17 protein-coding genes and 1 other RNA gene are annotated in these 24,927 nt (G+C 59.1%); 11 read left to right on the forward strand and 7 right to left on the reverse strand.

Annotated features, from left to right (window positions below; all coding sequences use genetic code 11):
• Nucleotides 1-22: 22 nt before the first annotated feature.
• Both D3Y59_RS06655 and D3Y59_RS06660 read right to left on the reverse strand, forming a co-directional pair.
• Nucleotides 23-1,501, reverse strand: a complete 1,479-nt coding sequence (locus D3Y59_RS06655) for an anthranilate synthase component I family protein (protein WP_119444341.1) — start codon at nucleotides 1,499-1,501, stop codon at nucleotides 23-25.
• Between the two features lie 388 nt (nucleotides 1,502-1,889).
• Entirely contained in the window at nucleotides 1,890-3,314 is a 1,425-nt protein-coding gene (locus D3Y59_RS06660; protein WP_162910604.1) for an alpha/beta hydrolase-fold protein, read from the reverse strand.
• Nucleotides 3,315-3,760: 446 nt separating this feature from the next.
• On the opposite strand from D3Y59_RS06660, the gene D3Y59_RS06665 reads away from it, so the two are divergent.
• From D3Y59_RS06665 to D3Y59_RS06680, 4 genes are all read left to right on the forward strand, one after another.
• Complete coding sequence (locus D3Y59_RS06665) at nucleotides 3,761-6,769, forward strand: SusC/RagA family TonB-linked outer membrane protein (RefSeq protein ID WP_119444343.1); 3,009 nt, start codon at nucleotides 3,761-3,763, stop codon at nucleotides 6,767-6,769.
• A 13-nt stretch (nucleotides 6,770-6,782) separates the two neighbouring features.
• On the forward strand, nucleotides 6,783-8,393 hold the full coding sequence (locus D3Y59_RS06670) for a RagB/SusD family nutrient uptake outer membrane protein (RefSeq protein ID WP_119444344.1): 1,611 nt from the start codon (nucleotides 6,783-6,785) through the stop codon (nucleotides 8,391-8,393).
• Between the two features lie 100 nt (nucleotides 8,394-8,493).
• Nucleotides 8,494-9,552, forward strand: a complete 1,059-nt coding sequence (locus D3Y59_RS06675; RefSeq protein WP_119444345.1) for a SusE domain-containing protein — start codon at nucleotides 8,494-8,496, stop codon at nucleotides 9,550-9,552.
• A gap of 273 nt (nucleotides 9,553-9,825) precedes the next feature.
• Nucleotides 9,826-10,686: an N-acetylglucosamine kinase gene (locus D3Y59_RS06680; RefSeq protein ID WP_119444346.1), complete on the forward strand. Its 861-nt coding sequence runs from the start codon at nucleotides 9,826-9,828 to the stop codon at nucleotides 10,684-10,686.
• A 278-nt stretch (nucleotides 10,687-10,964) separates the two neighbouring features.
• On the opposite strand, the gene D3Y59_RS06685 is transcribed toward D3Y59_RS06680, so the two are convergent.
• Nucleotides 10,965-13,784 (reverse strand): alpha-amylase family glycosyl hydrolase, encoded by a 2,820-nt coding sequence (locus D3Y59_RS06685; RefSeq protein WP_240410557.1) that lies wholly within the window; start codon nucleotides 13,782-13,784, stop codon nucleotides 10,965-10,967.
• 172 nt (nucleotides 13,785-13,956) lie between these two features.
• On the opposite strand from D3Y59_RS06685, the gene D3Y59_RS06690 reads away from it, so the two are divergent.
• The 5 genes from D3Y59_RS06690 to rnpB all read left to right on the forward strand — a co-directional run bounded on the left by D3Y59_RS06690 (nucleotide 13,957) and on the right by rnpB (nucleotide 19,105).
• Nucleotides 13,957-14,889: a YfiM family protein gene (locus tag D3Y59_RS06690; protein WP_240410558.1), complete on the forward strand. Its 933-nt coding sequence runs from the start codon at nucleotides 13,957-13,959 to the stop codon at nucleotides 14,887-14,889.
• A 144-nt stretch (nucleotides 14,890-15,033) separates the two neighbouring features.
• Entirely contained in the window at nucleotides 15,034-16,170 is a 1,137-nt protein-coding gene (locus tag D3Y59_RS06695; protein WP_119444349.1) for a Smr/MutS family protein, read from the forward strand.
• 103 nt (nucleotides 16,171-16,273) lie between these two features.
• Nucleotides 16,274-16,576 carry a GIY-YIG nuclease family protein gene (locus tag D3Y59_RS06700; RefSeq protein WP_240410559.1) on the forward strand — a complete coding sequence of 101 codons (303 nt, stop codon included), beginning with the start codon at nucleotides 16,274-16,276 and terminating at the stop codon, nucleotides 16,574-16,576.
• A 71-nt stretch (nucleotides 16,577-16,647) separates the two neighbouring features.
• A complete protein-coding gene (locus D3Y59_RS06705; RefSeq protein WP_119444350.1) occupies nucleotides 16,648-18,534 on the forward strand; it encodes a M1 family metallopeptidase in 1,887 nt (628 codons plus the stop codon).
• Between the two features lie 159 nt (nucleotides 18,535-18,693).
• An RNA gene (gene rnpB, locus D3Y59_RS06710) (RNase P RNA component class A) lies at nucleotides 18,694-19,105 on the forward strand.
• A 258-nt stretch (nucleotides 19,106-19,363) separates the two neighbouring features.
• Here rnpB and D3Y59_RS06715 read toward each other — a convergent pair.
• Nucleotides 19,364-19,837 carry a c-type cytochrome gene (locus D3Y59_RS06715; RefSeq protein ID WP_119444351.1) on the reverse strand — a complete coding sequence of 158 codons (474 nt, stop codon included), beginning with the start codon at nucleotides 19,835-19,837 and terminating at the stop codon, nucleotides 19,364-19,366.
• Nucleotides 19,838-21,121: a PQQ-dependent sugar dehydrogenase gene (locus D3Y59_RS06720; protein WP_119444352.1), complete on the reverse strand. Its 1,284-nt coding sequence runs from the start codon at nucleotides 21,119-21,121 to the stop codon at nucleotides 19,838-19,840.
• Nucleotides 21,122-21,381: 260 nt separating this feature from the next.
• Between D3Y59_RS06720 and D3Y59_RS06725 the strand changes: the two genes are divergently transcribed.
• Nucleotides 21,382-22,539 (forward strand): sigma-54-dependent transcriptional regulator, encoded by a 1,158-nt coding sequence (locus D3Y59_RS06725; protein WP_119444353.1) that lies wholly within the window; start codon nucleotides 21,382-21,384, stop codon nucleotides 22,537-22,539.
• Nucleotides 22,540-22,612: 73 nt separating this feature from the next.
• Here the strand turns inward: D3Y59_RS06725 and D3Y59_RS06730 are convergent, their stop codons facing one another.
• Both D3Y59_RS06730 and D3Y59_RS06735 read right to left on the reverse strand, forming a co-directional pair.
• Complete coding sequence (locus tag D3Y59_RS06730) at nucleotides 22,613-23,002, reverse strand: hypothetical protein (RefSeq protein WP_162910605.1); 390 nt, start codon at nucleotides 23,000-23,002, stop codon at nucleotides 22,613-22,615.
• A gap of 99 nt (nucleotides 23,003-23,101) precedes the next feature.
• Complete coding sequence (locus D3Y59_RS06735) at nucleotides 23,102-24,118, reverse strand: acyl-CoA synthetase family protein (protein WP_119444355.1); 1,017 nt, start codon at nucleotides 24,116-24,118, stop codon at nucleotides 23,102-23,104.
• A 117-nt stretch (nucleotides 24,119-24,235) separates the two neighbouring features.
• On the opposite strand from D3Y59_RS06735, the gene D3Y59_RS06740 reads away from it, so the two are divergent.
• The gene (locus tag D3Y59_RS06740) at nucleotides 24,236-24,781 is read left to right on the forward strand and encodes a hypothetical protein (protein ID WP_162910606.1); all 546 of its coding nucleotides are present in this window, start codon (nucleotides 24,236-24,238) and stop codon (nucleotides 24,779-24,781) included.
• Nucleotides 24,782-24,927 lie beyond the last annotated feature (146 nt).

Consider the following 24,927-nt stretch of genomic DNA (forward strand, 5'->3'; position numbering starts at 1 on the left):
GGGCGGTTGATCAACCTAGGGATTAGCGAGCGGCTGTGGCAGACTCGGTGGCGCCAAGCTCCACGGGCAGCACTTCGTCGCCGGCTGCGGCAGCTTGCTTAAGGGCCTGGCGTAGCGCAGCCAACTTGTGATGCACCTCGTTCAGTTCCGATTCGATGTCTGACTTCGCTACCACCCCGGCTCCGGCCTGGAAGTAAAGCGTGCGGCCCACGCTCACAAACGAGCGAATGAAAATGGCGTGGTTGAAGTCGCCGTTCAGGCCTAGGTGCCCAATGCAGCCGCCGTACAAGCCACGAGCTGTGGGCTCCAGCTGATCTATCAGCTGCATGGCCCGCACCTTTGGGGCGCCCGAAAGCGTACCGGCCGGGAACGTGTCGGCGGCTACCTGCAGCGGATCGGTGCCATCGGCCAGGGTGGCGGCCACGTGGCTTACCAAATGGATTACGTGCGAGTAGTACTGAATTTCGCGGAAGCGGCGTACCTCCACGGTGCGACCGTGGCGGGCTAGGTCGTTGCGAGCCAGGTCGACCAGCATTACGTGCTCGGCATTTTCCTTGGGGTCGTCGGCTAGCTTCTGCGCCAATGCAGCATCTTCGGCATCCTGCCCGGTGCGGCGGAACGTACCGGCAATCGGGAAGATACTGGCTTCGCGGCCCTCTACGCGCAGCTGCGGCTCGGGCGACGAGCCCAGCAGGCGGTACTGGCCGTAGTCGAAGTAGAACAGGTACGGCGAAGGGTTGATGGCCCGCAGAGCGCGGTATACCTGAAACTCGTCGCCGCGGAAGCGCTGGGCAAAGCGGCGCGACAACACAATTTGAAACACGTCGCCGCGCAGGCAGTGCTGCTGGCCGGCAGCCAATACCCGGCGGAATTCGTCGTCGGTTTGGTTGGTTTCCTCCTCCCCTTCCATGGCAAAGCCAAAGGTGGGCCGCACGGGGCTGCGCACCACGCTCAGCAGGCGCTGCAGGGCCGCATCGTCGGGCTCACTATCGGCCGGGGTGTGTTCAAATATGTGCAGCTCCTGCCGGTAATGGTTAAGCGCCAACACATAGCGGTACAGGCCATAGCGCGCATCGGGCAGCGGGCCTGCCACCGGCTTAGTAGCATCGAACTGCACATCCTCGCAGTACTGCGCCGCGCCGTAGCCGAGGTAACCAAACAACCCGCCCGAAATGAAAGGAAAGTCGGCAGCAGGTGCCTCGAAGCGACGGGCAAACTGGCGCAAGCGGTCCAGCGCTTCGTGGCGCGGATTGTCCAGCGTGCTGCGTTCCTCCGATGTGTCGGGCAGGCGCTCCAGCAACTCGGCGCCGCGCAGCTCAAAGCGAGCTAGCTCATCAAATGCGATGTACGAGAAGGCGTTTTGCTGCGCGTGGTAGTCGGAGCTTTCGAGCAACAAGCAGCCCGGGTACTGGTCGCGCAAGCGCAGGTACAGGCCCACTGGAGTAACAGTATCGGCGGGCAGGCTCAGGTGACGGGTGCGAAGCTTGATGGGTGCTGACATGGCGAGTGAGATTCGAAGCTGGCGTTTGGATTTTTCGGCCGGGCCCGAAAAGCAACAAGCCCGGCTTGTTCGGCCGGGCTTGTTGCTTTGTATCTGGTGGTAGCAGCGGTTGCTGCTTCGACTAGCTTACAGACGCAGGTGCGACCCGTCCGAGATTTCGGCCGTGCCACCACCAAAGCTGCTGCGAAGTCGAGATATTCATGGCTGTGTCGTTTTGACGCTGCAAAAGTACATAGGTTTTCAATAAAGCCAAGCCATGACTACAAAATCATCACTAAAACCGACATCCACTGATGTTTACTCAATAAAAACCGGATTATATGAAAATATGTTAATCCGATCAGGCTTCTATTGCCTTTCACTGCTAAACTAACAACGCACCTAGGGTTTATTGTTTGACCAGCGTTTGGTTAACCGCGTACTTTTTGCCCTTTACCCGTGCTACGTAATTGCCTTTTGGCAGCGCGCTCACGTCGATTACGCTGCTAGCCTCGCGCAAGGCTCTGCGCAGCACCACGCGGCCCGTGGTATCTACCAGCTCCAGGCGCGCCTCGGAAAGGCCCGCGGGCAACTGCACCGTAACCTGCTGGTTGGCCGGGTTTGGGTACATTCCGAACGGTTGTTGTGCCGTAGGGCGCTGGCTGTTTACTGTGCCGGGCGCAAAAAGCCATTGGTGAGCAGCCGGAAACTCGCGCTGCCAAAACCACTCGGCGTGTTGCCCATCGGCGCGCACCTGATAGCTCAGGTCGGTGGCGGCGTAGCCGGCTCGCTGTAGCGAGTCGCGCACGGCCTGCATTAGCGGCACCATGGTTTGGCTTTCCTGCGCGCCGGCTACAAAGTAAAAGCGGGTGGGCGCGGTGGCGCGGTGTTGGCGCAAGTAGTTTTTAAGCTCGGTTTCGGCAAACCAAAACGCCGGCGAAAATACGCCTACCCGTCCAAAAACCTCGGGGTGCCGGGTAGCTGCGTACAACGAAATCAGCCCGCCCATGCTCGAACCAGCAATGCCCGTGTTGGCGCGGTCGATGAGGGTACGGTAATTGGCATCGATATACGGCTTAAGCGTTTGCACCAGAAAATCGACGTACAGACCGCCTTGCCCGCCGCCGTATTGGGCGTTGCGCCAAGGCGAGTACTCATCGAGGCGCGAGCTGCCACCGTTGTCGATGGCCACCACCACGCATTTGCCTGCCGCTACGCCCTGCTGCTCCAGCTTACCTAGGGCTTCGTCCACGCCCCACTCGCCCGAAAAACTGGTGCATTTATCAAACACGTTTTGGCCATCGTGGAGGTAGAGCACCGGGTAGCGCTGCTGCGGGTTGGTGGCGTAGTCGGTGGGCAAATACACCCACACCCGGCGCTTGCGCCCCAGTTGCGGCATATCAAACTCGTTGCTGATCACCCGCACTTGCGGCTGCATAGCCGTCGATTGGCACGGCGCGGGGGCATTGGTTCCTAAGTCCTTCCAGCCCAACACCTGCAAATCAATGGTAGTCGGGCCGGCGCCAATCGTGAGCCGGCGGTTGGGCACATCGGCAAATTGGGCGTCGCTTTCCACGGTCTGCCACGAGCCGCGGGTAAACTTAAACTCAACCGCTCCGCTAACCGCTGCCGGCAGCGTAATCTGGTATCGGCCCGCCGCTCCCGGCTGCAGTTGCCAATCGGCACTGGCCGGGTTCCAGTTATTGAAGCTGCCCGCCACGTACAGCTTGGCCCCGGCGGGGGTATTGGCAGGCACACTGGTGAGCTGCAAGGTGGTTTGGGCCTGGGCCTGACCTAGGGCCAGCGCTAAGCCAACGGCAAACAGAAGGCGCATTGAACGTGGTTGAGTAAAGAAACAGCGCAAGTAAAGCGGCTTCGAGCAAACATTTTTGGCCAGAAGAAAAATTGTGCTGCCTCTCCCCGATCTTCGCATGAGCTTTAAGATCAGCTTTGTTTAATTCAACCCATCGGTATTATACTGCGAAACAATCACTTACCTCAAACGATTTCGGTAGAGTTACCGGCCTCCCGGCATGAAATCCTTTGCATAAACACAGAGGTAAAATCATCCCACAAATAGTACTATGTAATCATCTGTCGCAAACGTTTGCGATACGTGCTTTGATTACTTTAACTTGCGGAGTTTATTTATGAGTCGGAATCAACTCTTCAGGTAACCCCTTCACACCAAATTCTCGGCCATTGCTTCAACCCACATTTGAAACGTCGACGGCTCGCCAAACGCCTGCAAACATCTTCTTCAACCCAGTTCATGTGACCATGAAACACTCCTACCTGCCGAAACTTTGGTTTCTGCTTTTCTTCCTTGTCAGTTGCTGCTTGAACGCGGCTGCCCAAACGGGCGCCGTGAGCGGGCGTATCCTCGACGAAAATCAACAAGGCCTGCCGGGCGTAACCGTGCTCATCGAGGGCACGCAGCTGGGCAGCTCCACCAACGCTGAGGGCCAGTACCTGATCCAGAACGTGCCCGTAGGTCCGCGCGTGGTAGTAGCCTCGTTTGTGGGCTTCTCCACCCAGCGCATTCCGGTAACGGTTACGGCCGGGCAAACGGCAACGGTGGCCAACACGGTGCTGGGCGAAAACACCACCCTGCTGAACGAAGCCGTGGTAATCGGCTACGGCACCCAGCGTCGCCAGGACCTTTCGGGTTCGGTAGAGCAGATTTCGGAGCGCCAGTTTGTGAAGGGCCAGGTAACCAACCCCGAGCAACTGGTACAAGGCAAAGTGGCTGGTTTGCAAGTAACCACCAACAGCGGTGCTCCCGGCGCTGGCTCGGTTATCCGCATCCGCGGCGGCTCGTCGCTGAATGCCGGCAACGATCCGCTGTTCGTAATCGACGGCGTACCGGTTGATAACCGCGACCTGCCCGGCGCTTCGAACCCTCTGTCGCTAATCAACCCCAACGACATCGAGAGCATCAGCGTGCTGAAAGACGCCTCGGCGGCTGCTATCTACGGTTCGCGCGCTTCGAACGGCGTAATCATCGTAACGACCAAAAAAGGCCTGCAAGGCGAAAAGCTGCGCGTAAACGTATCGAGCCAAAACTCGGTAGCCACGCCCGTGCGCTACGTCGATGTGCTGTCGGCTGACGAGTTCCGCGCTCTGGTAAACGAGCGTGGTAATGCCCAGCAGAAAGCTTCGCTAGGTACGGCCAACACCGACTGGCAGAAAGAAATCTTCCGCACGGCCCAAACCACCGACAACAACGTAAGCCTGACCGGTGCCGTTGGCAAGCTGCCGTTCCGTGCCTCGGCCGGCTACCTCGACCAAGAGGGTCTGCTGAAGCGCAACGACCTGAAGCGCTACACCGGTGCTTTGAGCCTGACGCCCGTGCTGCTCGACGGCAACCTGCGCGTTGACATGAACGTGAAGGGTTCGTGGATCGACAACAACTTCTCGAACCAGGACGCCGTGGGCGCCGCTGTGTTCTACGACCCCACGCAGCCTATCTTCTCCTCCGAAGGTCGTTTCGCTCCCTACGGTGGTTACTTTCAGTTCCTCGACAACGGCAGCATCAATACCCTGGCTACGCGCAACCCCGTTGGCCTGATTGAGCAAAACCGCCGCCGCAGCACCGTAAAGCGCAGCATCGGTAACCTTCAGCTTGACTACAAACTGCCCTTCCTGCGCGATTTGAGCGCCAACCTGAACCTGGGCTACGACATTCAGCGCAGCCGCGGTACCAGCGTAACCGACCCCAACTCGGGTCAGTTGACGGGCGCCCGCCTCGGTCGCGGTATTTTTGAGCAATACGCCCGCGACAACAACAACCGCCTGCTCGAAGCCTACCTGCGCTACAACAAGCAGATTGGCGGCAGCCGCATCGAATTGTTGGGCGGCCACTCGTACCAGAGCTTCGATTACAAAGAGTACGTGTTCGACGACCGCGACGTATTCGGTCAGGTCTTCCAACAACCTGCCGACCGTCCGATTAACGGCAAAGATTACTTCGACCCCGGCTACCGCCTGCTGTCGTTCTACGGCCGTGCCAACTACACTCTCAAAGACAAGTACATCCTGACGGGTACTTTCCGCGCCGACGGCTCGTCGCGCTTCTCCGAGGATAACCGCTGGGGCTACTTCCCCTCGGCTGCTTTCGCATGGCGTCTTAAGGAAGAAGGTTTCCTGAAAAACTCGTCGGCCGTTTCGGATCTGAAACTGCGCCTGAGCGTTGGCCAGACCGGCCAGCAGGACATCGGCAACCGCTACTACGACTACATTTCGCTTTACACCCCGAGCCGCAACACGGCGCAGTACCAGCTGGGCAACCAGTTCTCCAACACGCTGCGTGCTGGTCTCTACAACGAAGAGTTGAAGTGGGAAACCTCCACGACCTACAACGCCGGTCTTGACTTTGGTTTCTTCGACGGCCGCATCAGCGGTGCTCTTGACGCTTACCAGCGCAAAACCACCGACCTGCTGAGCTTTATCCAGGTAGCTGCCCTCACCAACCTCTCGAACGAAGGTTTCTTTAACGTAGGCGACCTGGAGACCCGCGGCGTAGAAGCCAACGTGAACTTGGGCATCGTTCGCGGCGACAAATTCGACTGGTCGATCAACGCCAACGCCAACGTTCTGCGCACCGAAATCACGCGCCTGACCAACGTTGACAACCCCAACTTCGTGGGCAACCCCACGGGTGGCATCGCCGGGGGCGTAGGCAACAACATCCAGATCAACTCGGTAGGCTACCAGCCCCAGACGTTCTTCGTATTCCAGCAGGTGTACGACAGCAACGGCAAGCCGGTAGAAGGCCTATACGTTGACCGCAACGGCGACGGCGTTATCAACGGCTCCGACCGCTACCATTACCAGTCGGCTCGCCCGCGCGCTATCCTGGGCTTTGGCACCAACCTAACGTACGGCAAGGCTAGCCTCGCTGCCACGCTGCGTTCGCACCTAGGCAACTACGTGTACAACAACGTACGCTCGCAGTCCTTCTTCGTGCAGAACTCGAACGGTTTCGTGAACAATACCACCGAGGAAGTAAACGATTCGCGTTTTGGTTCGGCTCAGTACTTCTCCGATTACTTCATGGAGAATGCCTCGTTCCTGCGCATGGAAAACATTACGTTGGGTTACAATTTCGGCAACATCTACAAAGATCGCGCGAACCTCAATGTATCTTTCGCTGTTCAGAACTTGTTCACTATCACGAACTACACGGGTCTGGATCCGGAGCCGCAGCGTGATGGTAACTCCGGTATCGATAACACGATTTACCCGCGTCCGCGCACCTTCACGGTTGGTCTGAACTTCGGCTTCTAACGCATTCCTGAAAATGAAAAATAAGTTTATCCGGAGTTTGGCGGCCGTAATGCTTGCGGCTTCGCTGGCACCGCTCTCCTCTTGCGTAGGCGAACTGGAACAGTCGCCCACGTTCTTGGCCAACACCGAAACGGTTTACCGTGACCCGGCCCAGATTCAGCAGGTACTCACCCGCCTCTACGCTACCTTAGCCATCAGCGGCCAGCAGGGCCCGGCCGGCCTGCCCGATATCACCGGCATCGACGAAGGCTTCTCGAACTACCTGCGTCAGTACTGGAAAGCCCAGGAATTGACCACCGACGAGGCCATCATCGCTTGGAACGACGGCAACCTGCCCGACTACAACCGCCTGACCTGGAACGCCAACAACGAGTTCGTACGCGCCATGTACGACCGTATCTTCTACCAGGTAGGCTTGTGCAACGAGTTCATCCGCCAAACGACCGATGCGAAGCTGAGCGAGCGGGGCATTAGCGGCAACGATGCGGCCACCATCAAAACGTACCGTGCCGAGGCCCGCTTCCTGCGTGCCCTTAGCTACTACCACGCACTCGATATGTTTGGGGGCAACGTACCGTTTGCCACGGAAGAGTCGTCGGTAGGTAGCACGCTTCCCACGCAAACCAACGGCGCGGCACTGTTCAACTACATCGAGGCTGAGCTTAAGGCCGCTGAAGCCGACCTGCCCAATGCTGGCCCGAACGCTGCCACCTACGGCCGCGCTACCAAAGCCGCCGCCTGGACGCTGCTGGCCAAGCTGTACCTGAACTCGAAAACCTACCTAGGTGCTTCGAGCCAGGACCGCTGGTCCGACGTTATTGCCAACTGCAACAAGGTAATTGCCGCCAACTACCAGTTGGCGCCGGAATACCGCCTGCTGTTTTTGGCCGATAACGACCGCACCGCTGCTAACCGCGAAATCATCTTCCCGATCAACTTCGACGGCGTGCGCACCAAAACCTTCGGTGGCATGACGTTCCTGGTACACGCTGCTATCGGTGGTAGCATGCGCGCCGCCGACTTCGGCGTGAACGGTGGCTGGTTTGGTTTGCGCACCAAGAAGAATCTGGTCGACCTGTTCCCGGATGCCAACGGCACCGCCGACAAGCGCGCCATGTTCTACACGGCCGGCCAAAACAAGGAAATCAGCGACATCTTCACCTTCACCGACGGCTACGCCGTTACGAAGTACAAGAACGTAACCTCGACCGGCCAAGCCGGCTCCGACGCTACGGGCGACTTCCCCGACACCGACTTCCCGATGTTCCGCCTAGCCGACGTATACCTGATGTACGCCGAGGCAGTACTGCGCGGCGGCACGGGCGGCAGCCAGGCCGACGCCGTACGCTACGTAAACCAGCTGCGCACCCGCGCGCAGGCAGCCCAGGTAACCACCCTCTCGCTCGACGAAATCCTGAACGAGCGTGCGCGTGAGCTGTACTGGGAAGGCCACCGCCGTACCGACCTGATTCGCTTTGGCCGCTTTACCGGTGGTAACTACGTGTGGCCCTTTAAGGGCGGCACGCCCGAAGGCCGGGGTGTATCCGACAACCTGCGGATTTTCCCCATCCCCACCACCGACCTCACGGCCAACCCCAACCTCAAGCAGAACCCCGGCTACTAAAATGTAGTTGGCAGGTCCCGGTGCCCTAGCTGTGGGCAACCACCTAGGGCACCGGGCGCCTGTCTGCCGAATCAACCACGTGTTTTCAAATTCATCGCATATGAACAATCGGCTTACCCAACTTACTGGGCTTTGCGCTGCCGCTTTGCTTTTGCTCGCCTCGTGCGAGAAAGAAGAGGAGCGCGCAATACTGGCCCCAAAAGATGTTCCTGGCCTGACGGCTTCGGCGACCACGCTGAACCTCTCGATGGCTAGCGCCAGCCAACCGGCTGTAACCTACAACTGGACGCCTTCGACGTTTGGTTACGATGCTGCCGTGACGTACACGCTGCAATTCGACAAGCAGAGCGGTGACTTCTCGACGCCTTACGAAGTTGCGGTGGGCTCGGCGCTTACCAAAACCTTCACGGTTGCCGAAATTAACGACCTGCTCATCAGCCGCCTGAAGCTTACGGCCGGTTCGCCGGCGCAGGTGAAAGTGCGCGTAAAATCGAGCGTAGGCGACAAAGTAGCTCCGCTGAACTCGGGCGTTTCGACTTTCACGGCCACGCCGTACTTGGTGGTTATCAACTACCCCTCGCTGTACGTACCTGGCAATTACCAGGGATGGACGCCCGCCACTGCCCCGAAGATTTCGGCCTTCACCAACAACCCCGACTCGTACGAGGGCTATGTGAACATCACCGATGCTTCGCCGGAGTTTAAGTTCACGAGCGCGCCTAACTGGGACAACACCAACTACGGCGACGGCGGCACGGCTGGCACCCTTTCGAGCAACGGCGGCGCTGGCAACCTGAAGGTAACTGGCCCCGGCTATTACCGCCTAAAGGCCAACACCAAGAGCCTGACGTGGGAAAACCTCAAGACTACTTGGGGCGTGATTGGCTCGGCCACGCCAAACGAGTGGAACAGCGACACCCCCCTCACCTTCGACGCTGCCACCGGCACTTGGAGTGCTCGGGTAGCCTTAAAAGTGGGCGAGATTAAGTTCCGCGCCAACAGCGATTGGGGCGTGAACTTTGGCGACGGCGGCAACGGTGCACCCGTGGACGCTATACTCGATTACGGCGGCGACAACATCAAGATCAACACTGCCGGCACCTACACCGTTACGCTCGACCTGAGCAAGCCTGGCAACTACACCTACACGGTGAAGTAAGCTAACGATCGGTCGGCCCGCGGCTGCGCAAGCACCGTTTGGGTGCCGCTTTTGCAAAAGGCCACTGCCTCGGCAGTGGCCTTTTTTGTTGCCACATATTTTTAGCGTGCACCGCACCTAGGGCCACTGACCACCAAGGCGTAGCGGCAGCCGCCCAAACTTTTCTGCCGCTTTGGCCCGGTATTGCAGCGGCAAAACTAGGTACTTGACATAACCTGCCTATTTTCGCAGATAGTCCGGCTTATCCGGTTTCCCCGCAACCCAATCTGCTCTATGATTTTAATTGCCGACGGCGGTTCTACCAAAACCAGCTGGTGCCAGCTCGATTTAGCCAACCCGCAGGATCGTATCCACTTCAACACCGAGGGGTACAACCCGTATTTCATCGACACCGAAGGCATCGTGAAGTCGCTGGATGGTAGCTTGCCCGAAGCCCTGCCGCGCGAGGCCGTAACCCAAGTAAGCTACTACGGCGCCGGCTGCTCCACCGCTGCCAACGTGGGCATTGTGGAGAAGGCTATGCGCCTCACTTTTCCCAACGCCAACGTGTATGTAGGCCACGATTTGCTGGCTGCCGCGCGGGCATTGCTAGGGCGCGAGGCGGGGTTTGCGGCCATTTTGGGTACCGGCACCAACTCGGCTATTTACGACGGCCAGGACATTGCCCACAACATCGACTCGCTTGGTTATTTCCTGGGCGACGAAGGATCGGGCTCCTGGATTGGCAAACGCCTGCTGCGCGACTACATGCGCCGGCTGCTGCCCGATGGCTTGCAGGATGCGTTCAAGCAAGAGTACGGCCTCGAAAACGAGCAGATCTTCGACCGCATTTACAACCAGCCGTTGCCAAACCGCTTTCTGGCGTCGTTCAGCAAGTTTGCCTACGAGCACAACAACGTAAGCTACTGCCGCGACATCGTGGTAGAAGGCTTTGAGGCATTCTTCCAGAATCTGGTTATCCGCTATCCCGATTACCAGAACTATACCTTCAACTGCGTGGGCTCGGTGGGCTACAACTTCCGCGATGCGCTGGCGCAGGTGGCACGGGCCCACGGCATGCAAGTCGGCAAAATCATCCGCTCCCCCATCGACAGCCTTGTCGACTACCACGTGGAAGTAGCGCAAAGCGAATAACGTTTCTTCCCTAGGTCGGCGGCAGTACCGGCGGCAAGCAACAGGGCCGCTCCCAAATGGGAGCGGCCCTGTTGCTTGCCGCCGGTGCCTGAAACGCGTGCGGCACGGAGTATGTGCTGCAGTTCGCGCCAACGCTTGCTGCGGAAGTCATGCATAGCCAACGGATTCGGCAGCCGCTTGCGTTTCTGACGAAAGTATGCGCCAACAAAAAACCCCGCCGGTTTGGCGGGGCTTTTTGGTTGCCTGGGCTACCTAGGTAGCCAGAGCTTGCAGAGCACCTAGGGCTGTACTACCAAGCGGGTGGTGGCGGTGGTAGCACCGGCTTGCACCTTCACGAGGTATACACCCGGTGCAAGGTTGGCCAGCGGCACCTCAACCCCAACGGGGCCCGCAGCCTGGCGGCCCGGCAGGGCTACGCGGCGTACTTCGCGGCCTATGATGTTGAGCACCGTTACCTGCACGGGTGCGGCCGTGGGCAGCGTAAAGAGCACCGTGGCGCGCGAGGCAGCCGGGTTGGGGGCCACCGTGAGGCCAATGGCCGCTACTTGCTGTGCTGCCTTGGAGGAGGTAACGCGGGCCAGGCGGCGCGAGGTGTACACGCGGTACTCGCCGGGCTGCAGCGTAATAGTAGCGTTTACGTCGGTTACCGTGATGCTGTCGTTAGCTAGGTAGTTGTACCACTTGCCGGTCGTCTGGAACTTGGGGTTCACCGTGGCCGACACCACATCGAAGTTGCCGATAACCGCCACGTTCAGGTTCGCGTCGCTGAGGTGGATGGTTTTGGTGGCGCCGGCTACGTTCTGCACAAAGCTCGACGGGTTGTCGAACACGGCGTTGTTTTTCTTCAGCGAAATGAGGTTGCGATACGTGTCGTAGAGTTTGCGGCGGGCCGGGTTGTTGTAGTACTCCCATAGTATGGGCTTGTTGCCCACGCGGCCGTTCTCGTCGATGCTCTTATCGTAACCTACTTCGCCAAACTGCCAGATCATCTTCGGGCCGGGCACCGTGAAGAAGAACGCGGCAGCGGCTTCGTTGCGGGCCAGCGCCGTGTTCAGGTTTTTCACATCGTGGCCGGGTACCTGCTTGCCGAAGCTGAGGTTCTTGAACGTCAGGCGCTCCTCGTCGTGGCTTTCCATGTAGGTTACCAGGTTCGGCTGCGACCAGTTGCGCGTGCCGTAGTAGCCCCAGCTCAAGTCCGACTTGTTGTTCTCCACGTAGCCCATGGTGGCTTCGTTGTAGTTGTGGTTCAGGTTGCCCCACAACATCATGCCTTCGGCGGCCAAAATCTGCTCCTCGCTGTTGTCGGCGAAGTGCTCCAGAATCACGTAGGCGTTCGGGTCGACGCTGCGGATGTGGTTGTTGTAATCCTTCCAGATGGCAATGCGCGAGTCGTCCTTCTGGCCCCACTTGCCTACGTCGCCGCCCGAGTTTACTTGGGTAAAGCCCTTCGAGAGGTCGAAGCGGTAGCCGTCGATCTTGTATTCCTGCAGCCAAAACTCCATCACGCGCTTCGAGAACTCGCGGGTGTAGGGGCTTTCGTGGTTGAAGTCGTACCCTACGTTGAAGGGGTGCGTGGCATCGGGGTTGTGCCAGGGGTTGCTGGCCGTGGGCTTGCCGTTTTCGAAGTACAGCTGCACCATCGGCGACTCGCCGAACGAATGGTTCAGCACCATGTCGAGAATCACGGCCATGCCGCGGCGGTGGCACTCGTCGATAAAGCGCTTCAGCTGGTTTTTGGTACCGTAGTACTTGTCCGGGGCGAAGTAGAACGAGGTGTTGTAGCCCCACGATTCGTTGCCCTCAAACTCGTTTATGGGCATCAGCTCGATGGCATTTACGCCCAAGCGCTGCAGGTAAGCCAGCGTATCAACGAGGGTTTGGTAGTCGTGGCGGGCGATAAAGTCGCGCACCAGCAGCTCGTAAATCACCAGCTTGGTTTTGGCCGGGCGCTGGAAGTTGGTAGCCTGCCAGGTGTAGGCGGCTTGGTTGGTTTGCAGCACCGATACGTTGCCCGTGGTTTTGCCCGTGGGGTAGGCCTTCAGGCCGGGGTACGTTACCTGCGGGATAAAGGGGTCGTCGCTGGGGTCGAGCACCTTTTCGGTGAAGGGGTCGGCGATGCGCAGCGTGCCATCAACCAAGTACTGGTAAGCGTACTCCTGGCCGGGCTGCAGGTTATCGAGCTGCACCCACCACTGCTTGCCGTCGGGGGTTTTCTTCAGGTAGCCGGCGTCGGTGGGTTCCCAATTGTTGAACTCGCCCAGCACAAATACGTGCTGCTTGCCGGGGGCCGTGAGCACCAGCACGGCCGAGGTATTGCCGGGCAGGTAATTGATGCCGTCGCGCATGCCAGCGGGCAGGGCCTGCGTAACCACGGCCGAGCGGGCGTACACCAGCAGGGTTTGCTCGGCGGTTTGCGCGCCGTCGGTGGCTACTAGCTTTACTTCGTTGCGGCCGGGCTGAGCAATGGTCAGCTCTTTGCTGATGGTTGCGGCGTTGGCTTCTTCCTGCAACGTGTTGTTGAGGTACAGCTTCAGGTTCGTGCTCTTGGAGGCTTCGGCCGATACCAGCAGCTTGCCGCCGGTTTCAACGAGCTGCACGCCTTGGGCCGTGGGCGCGGTAAACCGCACCGACAGCGCCGCGCTCTGCTGCACGCTCACCAGAATATCCTTGTTGCCGGTGTCTTTGCCTTCGGGCGAACCGTTGGCGCCGCGGAACACCATGGCCAGCTTCAGGATCTTGTCGGAGGCCGGCAGCTTATCGTAGTAAGTGCGCGGCACGAAGGTGATGGTGTAGAGGTTCGGGTTGCTGGCGCTGCGCGTCATCTTCTCCTTGGCAATGGGCTGGGAGAAGCTAGTGCCCACCACGGCCTTCCAGTCGGAATCGCTGGCGCTCTTGTCGGAAATTACGCCGGTCCAGATGTACACGTCGCCGGTGTAATCCTTCAGGCCACCCGAGCCTTTGGTGGCGTCGAAAGTGATAGTTACCTGGTCGTCGGCTGTGAAAAACGACGGCTGCGTGGTAACCACCTGGGCGCGCACGGTGGCTGCTGCGCTAAGCAGCATTATCCAAAGCACGCCTAGGAGTCGAAGTTTTCTCATAAACGGTGAGGGGTATGGTTGATGGAGAAGTAAATCCTAAAAAAATGACGCAAGGAACAGAGTAAAGGTACTACCGGCCGCAAACGTTACCAACCCTGCTGCTATCTTTTGTGCGTAGCTTTGGCCAGCGCACAACATTTATGGCATGCGGCCCCTGCAACGCGTTTTTCTTTTGATTTTGGGTTGCCTGTTGGCGGTGGCCGGGGCGCGGGCACAGGTGCCGCCGGTGCGGCCCGCCGCAAACGATTCGGTAACCCTACTGGCTCCGCGCCCGGCCCTAGGTGCGGCACCGGCTCCGGTGCCCCGGCACCGCCTGCCGCTGGTAATCGGCACTTTTGCCACGGGGTATGCGGGCACGTATTACGCCCTGAGCCGCGGCTGGTACACGGGCCCGCGCAGCCTCTTTCATTGGTTTGACGATTCGCGCGAGTGGAAGCAGCTCGACAAAGTAGGCCATTTGTGGGGCGCGTTTCACGAGAGCCGCGGCGCCGTGGATTGGCTGCGCTGGGCCGGCCTCACCCCAAAGCAAGCCCTGTGGTACGGCGGCTTCGTGGGCTTTTTGTTGCAAAGCCCCATTGAGTATTTCGACGGCCGCGACCCGGCTTACGGCGCATCGGCTACCGACCTGGCGGCCAACTTTGCGGGCTCGGCGGGGCTGATAGCCCAACAGCTTGCCTGGGGCGAGGTGCGCCTCATGCCCAAAGTATCGTTCCGGAAAACCCCCTACGCCCTGCGCCGGCCCAATGTGCTGGGCAGCAACCTAGGCGAGCGGCTGCTGAAAGACTACAACGGCCAAACCTACTGGCTGTGCGCCGACGTGGGCGCTTTCCTGCCCGAGGGCAGCCGCTGGCCGCGCTGGCTGCAGCCGGCCCTGGGCTACGGCGCGCAGCAAATGCTCTACAACGACGCCGACGCGAACCGCGCCGCCGGCCTCGATGCCTACCGCCAGTACTACCTGTCGTTCGACATTGACCTGCGCCACATCCCCACGCGTAGCAAAGCCCTACGCACGGTGTTTTACGTGGCCAGTATTTTTCACCTGCCCGCGCCGGCCCTGGAGCTCAACCGCAAGCGCGGCTTGGTGTTGCACGGGCTGTATCATTAAGGCACCTAGAGGCTTGGGGCGCGGCGGGCCGGCCACCCGAACCGGTGGGGCCGCTTTTCACGTTTCATTCGCGACCTTTACCCCTACCTGCCCCCTGGCTGCCGCCCCGCCACCTAGGGCAACCCAGACGAAAAACAGCTGATTATGAATATTGGAGACCGTGTGCGCCTGATGTCGGGCCGCGAAGAAGGCATTGTTACCCGCATCCTCGATCAAAACCTGGTGGAAGTAACCATCGACGACTTTCCGGTGCCGGTGCTGCGCTCGGAGTTGGTGCTGGTAGCCCCCGAGGAGTTTAAAGCATTTGGCGGGAGCGAGTTGGCGCCTTCGCAAGTGGCTGCCCCGCGCCCACTTAAGCCGGGCAAGCCGAGCGGCAAAAACACGCCGCCCGCCGTTACCAGCACTACTTCGCCCAGCGGTAGCACGCCCGTGGCACCCAAGCCGGCGCCGGCCCCGCCTGCGCCCAAAGGCCTGTACCTGGCCTTGGTGCAGCAAACCTCGGAGCTGCTGGTGGCGCACCTCATCAACAACACCGATGCCGATGTGCTTTTCACGTTCGGCGAGGAGCGCAACGGCCAATACCGCGCTTTATCGGCCGAAAAACTTGCCCCCAAAACCGTAAGCCAGCCCCTAGGTCATCGGCACCTCAAGGACTTCGACCAGTGGAGCACGGCCGTGGTGCAGTTGCTGCCTGTGCAACTCAACTCGCCCACGCTGTTCGAAACCCTGCTAAAGCGCGTTTCTTTCAAAGCCAGCTCGTTTTACTCAAGCCGCCGCGAGGCACCGGTTATCAAGCGCGAGGCGTTCTTGTTTCAGCTCGACGAAAAACCCGTGGCGCCCATTCCGGTGCCCACCGCCGACGAGCCCAAGCCCGCTGCCGCCCCGGTTGTCGACCCAGTAAAGCTGCGCGACCAAATTGCCGAAAAGCTGCGCGGCGACGCCAAAACCGTGGTACCCGCCCCCAAGCAAGAGCCCGTGAAAGCCATTGTGCCCCCGTCTCACGAGGTTGATTTGCACTTGGAGGCCCTAAAGCCCGAAGGCGTCACCGAAGGCCTCAGCAACACCGCTATTTTGGAGCTACAGGTAAACGCCTTTGAGGATGCGCTGAGCCGTGCCTTGGCCACCAACATGCACGAAATCGTGTTCATCCACGGCACTGGCAACGGCACGCTGCGCAAAGAACTGCACAAGCGCTTGAGCCGCAACCGCGACATCAAGTTCTTCGAGGAAGCCCGCAAGGAGAAATTCGGCTACGGAGCCACGCTGGTACGGCTGAAGTAAGGAATTTGGCCTAGGCGCTGTCATCCTGAGCAAAGCGAAGGACCTTATCACGTTTGGGTAGTAATTACTATCTCGCGTGATAAGGTCCTTCGCTTTGCTCAAGATGACGGAAGATTCGGAACTTATGCCTTATTACGTCTATATCACTACCAACCCTGCGAAAACAGTTCTGTACATCGGCGTAACAAACGACTTGGCAAACCGCCTTGCGCAACACTACGCCAACCGCGGCGAACCAGGCACTTTTGCAGGCAAGTACTTCTGTTACAACTTGCTCTACTTCGAGCAACATCAGAGCAGCCTCAACGCCATTGCCCGCGAAAAGGAATTGAAAGGTTGGACCCGAGCGAAGAAAGACGCGCTGATTGATACCTTGAATCCTGCTAGAGAATTCCTGCAACCCTAACGGCGCCGGACGTGATAAGGTCCTTCGCTTTGCTCAGGATGACAGCAACTTCATATTGCAAATTTTTACCCATGAAACTACCTGGCCTGCTTGCCGCCTCGCTCCTCGTCCTCAGCACCATCCCCTCATTAGCACAGCAGCCCACAGCACCTAGGCTGCCCGTGCCGCGCAACCTCCAGGACACCTACACCAAAGGCACCCGCGCCGAGGACGGCAGGCCCGGCCCCAAGTATTGGCAGAACGCCGCCGACTACAACCTGCGCATCAATTTCGACCCGAACACGCGCCTGCTGGCGGGCACCGTTGACATAACCTACTTCAACAACTGCCCCGACGAGCTCGGCCAGCTGTGGTTTAAGCTCTACCCCAACCTTTACCAAAAGGGCGCAGCGCGGGCCAGCAACATCAAGCCCGAGGATGTGAGCGAAGGCGTGAAAATTGAGCAGCTGAGCATCAACGGCCAGGCCATCGACCTTGCCAAGCTGAACATCAGTGCCACCAACATGCAGGTAATGCTGCCGCAGCCCCTAGGTGCGCGGCAGCAAGCCAAGGTGTCGGTAACGTACTCCTACACGCTCAACAAAGGCTCGCACACGCGCACCGGCGAGGTGGAGCCCGGCTCGCACTTCTTGGCCTATTTCTTCCCGCGCATCGCCGTGTACGACGACATCGACGGCTGGAACAAATTGCCCTACAACGGCCAGCAGGAGTTCTACAACGACTTCGGCAACTACTCGGCCGCCATTACGGTGCCCAAGGATTACGTGGTGTGGGCCACCGGCGACCTGCAGAACGCCAACGAGGTACTCACGAAAAAATACGCCAAGCGCCTGCGCGATGCCGAGCGCAAAGACGAGGTGGTGAAGATCATCGACGAAGCCGATGCCCAGCGCCGCGACATTACCGCCAGCAACGCTCAAAACACTTGGCGCTTCGAGGCCAAGAACGTGCCCGACTTCGCTTTTGCTACCTCCGACCACTACGTATGGCAGTCGACGAGCTTGGTAGTAGACCCCAAAACCAAGCGCCGCACCCGCGTAGATGCCGTGTACAACCCCAAGCACAAGGACTTTGAGGAGGTGGTGCAGTTCGGCCGCAAAACCGTGGAGGCCATGAGCTACACCTTTCCGAAGTGGCCCTTCCCCTATTCCCACGAAACCGTGTTCGACGGCCTCGACCAGATGGAGTACCCCATGATGGTGAACGACAACCCCGTGGAAACCCGCGCCGACGCCATTACGCTCACCGACCACGAAATCTTCCACACGATGTTCCCCTTTTACATGGGCATCAACGAAACGAAGTACGGCTGGATGGACGAGGGCTGGGCAACCATCGGCGAGTGGGTAATTTCAAGCATTATCGACCCCAAGCTGGTTGACGACTATGGCGTGATGCCTTATGCCCGCGCCGCTGCTACCGAAGTCGATATGCCCATCACCACGCTCAGCACGCAGCAAACCGGCACAGCTTTTTTCCTTAACTCGTATCCCAAACCAGCTCTAGGTTACCTCTACGTGCGCGATTTGCTCGGCGACGAGCTGTTCACGAAAGCCTTGCATACCTACATTCAGAACTGGAACGGCAAGCACCCCATGCCGTTCGACTTCTTTAACTCGATGAACGCCGGGGCGGGCCGCAACCTCAACTGGTTCTGGCAGCGCTGGTTTTTCGACGGCGGCTACCCCGACCTAGGCATTGCCAGCGTTACCAAGCAAGGCGCCGGCTACGATGTGGTAGTGGAAGCCGAAGGCAGCAAACCCGTGCCCGTTGACGTGACTGTGACTTACGCCGACGGCACCACGCAACAAGTGCACCGCAACATCGGCGTGTGGGAGTCAGCGCCTAGGTCCATAACCGTGCAAGTGCCCGGCGACAAAGCGGTGAAGAAGGTAAAGTTGGGTAGCACGTACGTGCCGGACAGCAACCCGCAGGATAACGTGTGGGAGCAGAAGTAGGAAAAAACAATATTGTCATTTTTTATCTGTCATCCTGAGCAAAGCGAAGGACCTTATCACGTTTGGGTAGTAATTACTATCTGGCGTGATAAGGTCCTTCGCTTTGCTCAGGATGACAAATGGACCAAGACAGGAAGAATAACTTACCTTTGCCCGCAAGTGATGCGCCGCCCCACCGCTGCGCAACCGGCCTAGGTCGGGAGCGGAGAGGAAAGTCCGGGCAACGCAGAGCACCCTGCTTCCTAACGGGAAGGACGGCGACTGGCGACGGCCGCCGGACAGCCAGTGCCACAGAAAACTACCGCCTAAGCTGCCCTCGGGCAGCCGGTAAGGGTGAAAAGGTGCGGTAAGAGCGCACCAGCGGGCGGGCAACCGTTCCGGCTGGGTAAACCTCAGGGGTTGAAAGGCCAAATAGGCCGGCAGGCGGGGCTTCGGCTCCGCAACGGGCGGCTCGTTCGTTGTCGGCGGGTAGGCTGATGGAGCCCACGCGCGAGTGTGGGCCTAGATAAATGGTGGGGCCGCTGCCCTTTGGGGTGGCGGACAGAACCCGGCTTACAGGCGCATCACCAAAAACACGAAACCGGCCGTCGTTGCAAGTGAGCAACGGCGGCCGGTTTTGCTTTAGCATCCGGGCAATAGCAAGGCAACTGGGCGCGTATTCGCACCGGCTCTAAAAACTAGTTCCCCTCCTCAGATGAGGAGGGGCTAGGGGTGGTTGACCATACGTTTGAGCAGCACCTAGGACTAGACTTTAATTCTAGACTTTCAACCACCCCTAGCCCCTCCTCATTTGAGGAGGGGAACTAGCCCTAGCCTTTAGCCTCACACGCTACTTCTTATTCGCAGCCCGGATGGCTTTAACCTCGGCGGGCGTTACGGCCGATGCTTTGTTGCCGAAGCTGTTGCGCACGTACGTCAGCACGTCGGCAATTTGCTGGTCGGTGAGGTGGGGCTGCGCGGGCATTACGTTGCGGTACTCTTCGCCGTCGATTTCCACGTCTTCGAGGCCGTTGAGTACCACTTTTACCAAGCGGGTTTTGTCGCCCAGCACCCAAGTGGTTTTGCTCAGCGGCGGGTTCATGGTCTCCACCCCGCCCCCATCGGCCATGTGGCAAGTGAGGCAGTTTTGGGTGTACACCGTTTTGCCGGCGGCCAGCATGGCTGCCGAAACAGCTGCCCCGGCGAGTTTGGCTTTGGAGGCGGTTGACTTGGCCTTCGCGGCCGGTTTTTGTTGGGCGGCTGTCGGGGTAGCACCTACTGTCAGCAGACCTAGGGTCGCAATAATCAGCTTGATAGAAGCCATTTACTTTTTGTTGTACACGATGCGGTAGACGGTGCCCTTCTTATCATCGGTGATGTAGAGGGAGCCGTCGGGGCCTTGGGCCAAGCCGCAGGGTTTGTGGTCGGGGCGGCCGGCAGCGGCTTTGGCGGCGTCGCCCGCAAAATTGTCAGCAAATACTTCCCAATCGCCGGAAGGTTTCCCGTCTTTGAAAGGCTGAAACACTACGTAGTAACCCTTCTGCGGCTCAGGGGCGCGGTTCCAGGAGCCGTGAAAGGCAATAAAGGCCCCGTTCCGATACTTTTCGGGGAACATAGTACCGGTGTAAAACAGCAGCGCATTGGGTGCGGTGTGGGCCGGATAAGCTGCCACCGGGTCGATGAAGTTGCCGGTGGCTTCCTTCTTGCCGTCGCCGCCGTACTCGGGCGCTTGCATTTTCTTCTTCTGCAAGCCGTCGTAGTACATATAGGGCCAGCCGGCGTTGTCGCCCTTCTTCAGCGCGTACATGCACTCGGCCGGCAGTTCGGCCGACTGCTTGGTGTCGTACATGGCCGGGAAGATGTCGTGCAACTGGTCGCGGCCGTGCTGCATTACAAACAGCTGGTTGGCTTGCGGGCTCCAGTCGAGGCCCACCACGTTGCGCAGGCCGGTAACGTAGCGCGTGCCGCTGCCGTAGCTCTGGTTCAGCTTATCGGCCCGAAACTGCCAGATGCCCCCGGCCGAATCGAGCATGGGGCAGTTGGGCCGACCTAGGGAGCCGCGCTGCCGGTCGCGCTCCTGGCACGAGTTGGAGTACGCGCCGATATTCACGTACAGGTTGCCGTCGTTGTCGAGGGCAATGGATTTGCTTTCGTGCTGGCGGCGGTTAATCAGGCCCGTTACAATCTTCTCGGGCTTGTCGGGGTTGGTTACCTGACCCTTGTCGTCCAGCTTGTAGCGGAATACTTCCTGATCGGAAGAGGCATAGAGGTAACCGTTTTTCACGGCGATACCCGTGCCCCCGTACTTGCCAAAACCGCTGGCTACTTCGGCTTTGCCACCGGTGCCGGGGCGCAACATCAGAATGCCGTTGCCGGAGGCATTGGGTCGGTTCAGCTTAACAAACATGGTGCCCTCTGGCGTAGTGGCAATATGCCGGGCGCGGCCACCGGTTTCGGCCACTACCAGCGCGCCAAAGCCGGCCGGCAATTTCAGACCCGCGTTGTCGGCGTCGGGCACTACGCGCTCCTCGGGCCGGAGCGCAAACAAGGACAGGCTCCCGACCACCGCCGCAGGCAGCAGCAGGTAACGCGAAACAGCGTTTTTCATGGGGTATTGATGAGCGGTAAACGTGGTTGGTAGCAGACTTTAATACGGCCGCTGAGGCAAAACGAACAGCCGGGCTCCGCAGCCTCCTGGGTGCGGCGCATGCCTGGCGCACCTAGGGCTGTTCGGGCCAGCCGGGCACGCGGGCCCAGTAAACAGCAAAGCGAAGGTAGTAGTTGCCGCCAACGGTGGCGGTTTTCGGCGTATAATTACAACGCCCTCCTTTTCGTTACTTTCGGCCCCGACTGACTTACCCTGAATCCATGCCCCGCATCCTCATCATCGACGACGAAAAAGCCATTCGCTACACGCTCAAGGAAATCCTGGAGTTTGAGAACTACACCGTCGATCAGGCTGAAGACGGACCCGCGGGCTTGGATATGCTCATCAAGGACAAATACGACGTGGTGCTCTGCGACGTGAAGATGCCCAAGATGGACGGACTCGAGGTGCTGGAACGTGCCCAGAAAATTTCGCCCGACACGGCCTTTATCATGGTTTCGGCCCACGGCAATATTGAAATGGCCGTGGACGCCACCAAAAAAGGCGCATTCGATTTTATTCCGAAGCCGCCCGACCTCAACCGCCTACTCGTAACCGTGCGCAATGCCCTCGACCGCACCAAGCTGGTTACCGAAACCAAAACGCTGAAGAAGAAAATCGCCAAGAACTCCGAGATGGTGGGCGACTCGGCGGCGTTGGAGAGCGTGCGCAAGGCCATTACCAAAGTAGCCCCCACCGATGCCCGCGTGTTGATTACCGGCCCCAACGGCGCCGGTAAGGAAATGGTAGCCCGCCAGATACACGAGCAAAGCAACCGCGCCAACGGCCCGCTGATTGAAGTGAACTGCGCCGCTATTCCGTCGGAGCTGATTGAATCGGAGTTGTTTGGCCACGAGAAAGGCTCGTTTACATCGGCCGTAAAGCAGCGCATCGGCAAATTTGAGCAGGCCGATGGCGGCACGCTGTTCCTCGACGAAATCGGCGACATGAGCCTGTCGGCCCAAGCCAAGGTGCTGCGCGCCCTGCAGGAAAACAAAATAACCCGCGTGGGCGGCGAGAAGGAAATTTCGGTGAACGTGCGCGTGCTGGCGGCCACCAACAAAAACCTGCTGCAGGAAATAGCCGACCGCAACTTCCGCGAAGACTTATATCACCGCCTGTCGGTAATCCTGATTCAGGTGCCGGCCCTGAACGACCGCCGCGAGGACATTCCGGCGCTGGCCGAGAAGTTTCTGGCTGACATTGCCAACGATTACGGCAACAAGCCCAAGCGCTTCGCCCCCGATGCCATGCAGTACCTGCAAAGCCTCGATTGGCGCGGCAACATCCGGGAGCTGCGCAACGTGGTGGAGCGCCTCGTGATCATGGGCGGCGACCCCATCAGCGAAGACGACGCCCGCAGCTTTTCAGGCAAATAACTGATGCTGCTAAAAACAAAAACGCCGGCCTGAAATGGCCGGCTTTTTTGTTTCAGAACTCCTTCGGAAGGCTTTAATCCGGTGTAGAACTAGCTTCGCGAATGTCCCGTTTCTGATCTTTCACGCGGCTTTTTTCCTCACGCTTTTGTACCTGGGCGGCCTGCTCCCGTTGCCGGTTTTGGCGGGCTATCAATTGTTGCTCCCTGAGTTGGCGCTTTTGTACCTGCATGGCGCTGCGCTGCTTGCGCAGCTCCGTTTCGCTGTCGTTAACGGCGCGCCGGCTCTCCACGGTTCGTTGGTGCTGGTCGGCCACTTCGTTTTTGGCATCCTGGGCGCGCTGCTTTTGCTCTATTAAGCGTGCCTGCGCCGAATCTGTGGCGGTTTGAGCGTTTACAGCAGTGCTACCGAATCCCTGCAACCCTACAAGGACGAGGAGGGAGAAAAATATGGGGTAATGTTTCATGGTGCGGGTGCGGCTACGTGTACTATGCTTAACGCACTTCACCAGTATTTAAACAACTAATAATCAGTTATTTTCAGCCGAATCATTAATTAAACGTGTTTACCCTGCCAGTTGGCTGCAACCACGGATGTCGGAGTTATCCAAGCGGCCAAGCACCTCGAAGCTGCCATCCGGATGGCGGCGCCCTAGGTCGCGCGTTTCGATGAAGGCGCAACTATCGATGTTGGCCAGGTCAACCACATTGATGGCACCCGATGCACGTTCGAAGTTGGCGCTGAACGGGTCGGTGGGTTCGCGCAGCAGCACCTGCAATGCCGGAGCGGCATAAAAGCGGCCGTGCCCGGGGCTATACGCTTGCGAGAGCAGCTCCGTCATGCCATATTCGGAGTGGATAACCTCTTGACTAAAAGCCGTTGCTAGGTCGGCGTGCAGCTCCTCCCTGATCATTTCGCGGCGGCGGCCTTTCATGCCGCCGGTTTCCAGCACGGCATCGGGTAGGCGCAACGTCCGGTGGTTGGGGTAGGCAGCGGCCAAGTCGAGCAAGGCGTAGGTTACTCCAATCAGCATAATCTTACGGCCGCCTAGGTGGTGCGCCTGCTCGAGCGCCCGCAGCAGCGCGGCGTGGTCGTGCAGAAAAAACGCCTCTTGCTGCGGCTGGCCCGAGGTGCGCACAAAATGCTCGACCATGGCCACCAGCGACGACTCGCCTTGCTCGAGGTACGACGGCAACAAGGTCAGAAACGTCCAGTCGGTTAGGGGGCCGTACTGCTGCTCGAACAAGCGTTGGGCGTGTTGGTAGTACAGCTCAGGGTCGCGCACTAGGTGGCGGCTGCGCTGCATTTGCGTGGTGCCGCTGCTGCGAAATACCTGCACGGGCTGCCACTCGTCGCCGGGCTCGATGGTAACAACCTCCTGCGTTTTGAAAAACTCGATGGGCAGAAAGGGTACATCGGCCAAGCGCTGCACTTGGGCAGGCTGGCAACCCAAGGCCCCCAACCAGTTGCGGTACGCCGCGCAGCATTCGGCCTGGTAGCGAAACAGGTTCAGGGCCAGCTCCTCGGCGGTGTCGGGGCGCACGGCGGCCAGCTCGCGGAGGTATGCAGCACGGAAACTCATCGGGCCAGTAGCGGGTTTAGGAAGAGCATAACAAATGCGCCGGTGCTGCGTTCTGTGGAAGTAAATTGTGTACTTTTTCGGGCCGGATATCGGCAGCACCTGCTTAGCTTTCTCTCTATGCTGCGCATACGTTTACTCATGAGCTTGTTGGCAGTGGCCGCCGCATCGGCGCTGACAGCCTGCGAGAGTGCACCGGATTACCCGGATACGCCCTCCATCGAATTCAGAAGCGTTACGGCTGAGCGCGTTACGCCCACCACCGGCGAAACGCCCTACAACCGAATTTATGTAACCGTGGCCTACAAAGATGGCGACGGCGACCTAGGCTTGTCGGAAGAAGACATTCAGACGCCGCCCTTCAACTCGGGCCGTTACAGCCAGAACTACTTCATTACGATGTTCCGGCAAAACAGCAGCGGTATCTACGAGCAGTACATTCCATCGATTCCGTTCAACGGCCGCTTTCCGCGCATGCTCGAGCCGAACGAGAAAAGCCAGCCCATTCGCGGCGACCTGACGTACGAAATTTACAAAGGCATCGGCTTCACCATCACCGACCCCAACTTCCGTCCCGGCACCAAAATCAAGTTCAACATCCAGATCGTGGACCGCGAGCTGCACGAGAGCAACGTCATCACCACCGACGAGCTGACGCTGCCCTAGGTACGTACCGGGTTAAGCACCCAATGCAACCGCCCCGCCGCCGGCAATGCTGGCAGCGGGGCGGTTTGCTTTTCGGCACCTAGCTCGTTGTCATTTCGAGCGAAGCGAGAAATCTGGGTTGAAAAGGCGTTTGGCTGCCAGCCCTA

Origin of the sequence: Hymenobacter oligotrophus, from assembly GCF_003574965.1 — a bacterium.
GTDB lineage: Bacteria > Bacteroidota > Bacteroidia > Cytophagales > Hymenobacteraceae > Solirubrum > Solirubrum oligotrophum.

Bases quoted from the DNA above. Each gene is read 5' to 3' on its own strand.
- D3Y59_RS06675 (WP_119444345.1), top strand. From the start codon at position 8,494: ATGAACAATCGGCTTACCCAACTTACTGGGCTTTGCGCTGCCGCTTTG.
- D3Y59_RS06715 (WP_119444351.1), bottom strand. From the start codon at position 19,837: ATGGCTTCTATCAAGCTGATTATTGCGACCCTAGGTCTGCTGACAGTA.
- D3Y59_RS06655 (WP_119444341.1), bottom strand. From the start codon at position 1,501: ATGTCAGCACCCATCAAGCTTCGCACCCGTCACCTGAGCCTGCCCGCC.
- D3Y59_RS06680 (WP_119444346.1), top strand. From the start codon at position 9,826: ATGATTTTAATTGCCGACGGCGGTTCTACCAAAACCAGCTGGTGCCAG.
- D3Y59_RS06665 (WP_119444343.1), top strand. From the start codon at position 3,761: ATGAAACACTCCTACCTGCCGAAACTTTGGTTTCTGCTTTTCTTCCTT.
- D3Y59_RS06705 (WP_119444350.1), top strand. From the start codon at position 16,648: ATGAAACTACCTGGCCTGCTTGCCGCCTCGCTCCTCGTCCTCAGCACC.
- D3Y59_RS06730 (WP_162910605.1), bottom strand. From the start codon at position 23,002: ATGAAACATTACCCCATATTTTTCTCCCTCCTCGTCCTTGTAGGGTTG.
- D3Y59_RS06700 (WP_240410559.1), top strand. From the start codon at position 16,274: ATGACGGAAGATTCGGAACTTATGCCTTATTACGTCTATATCACTACC.
- D3Y59_RS06670 (WP_119444344.1), top strand. From the start codon at position 6,783: ATGAAAAATAAGTTTATCCGGAGTTTGGCGGCCGTAATGCTTGCGGCT.
- D3Y59_RS06725 (WP_119444353.1), top strand. From the start codon at position 21,382: ATGCCCCGCATCCTCATCATCGACGACGAAAAAGCCATTCGCTACACG.
- D3Y59_RS06720 (WP_119444352.1), bottom strand. From the start codon at position 21,121: ATGAAAAACGCTGTTTCGCGTTACCTGCTGCTGCCTGCGGCGGTGGTC.
- D3Y59_RS06740 (WP_162910606.1), top strand. From the start codon at position 24,236: ATGCTGCGCATACGTTTACTCATGAGCTTGTTGGCAGTGGCCGCCGCA.
- D3Y59_RS06660 (WP_162910604.1), bottom strand. From the start codon at position 3,314: ATGCGCCTTCTGTTTGCCGTTGGCTTAGCGCTGGCCCTAGGTCAGGCC.
- D3Y59_RS06735 (WP_119444355.1), bottom strand. From the start codon at position 24,118: ATGAGTTTCCGTGCTGCATACCTCCGCGAGCTGGCCGCCGTGCGCCCC.
- D3Y59_RS06685 (WP_240410557.1), bottom strand. From the start codon at position 13,784: ATGAGAAAACTTCGACTCCTAGGCGTGCTTTGGATAATGCTGCTTAGC.
- D3Y59_RS06695 (WP_119444349.1), top strand. From the start codon at position 15,034: ATGAATATTGGAGACCGTGTGCGCCTGATGTCGGGCCGCGAAGAAGGC.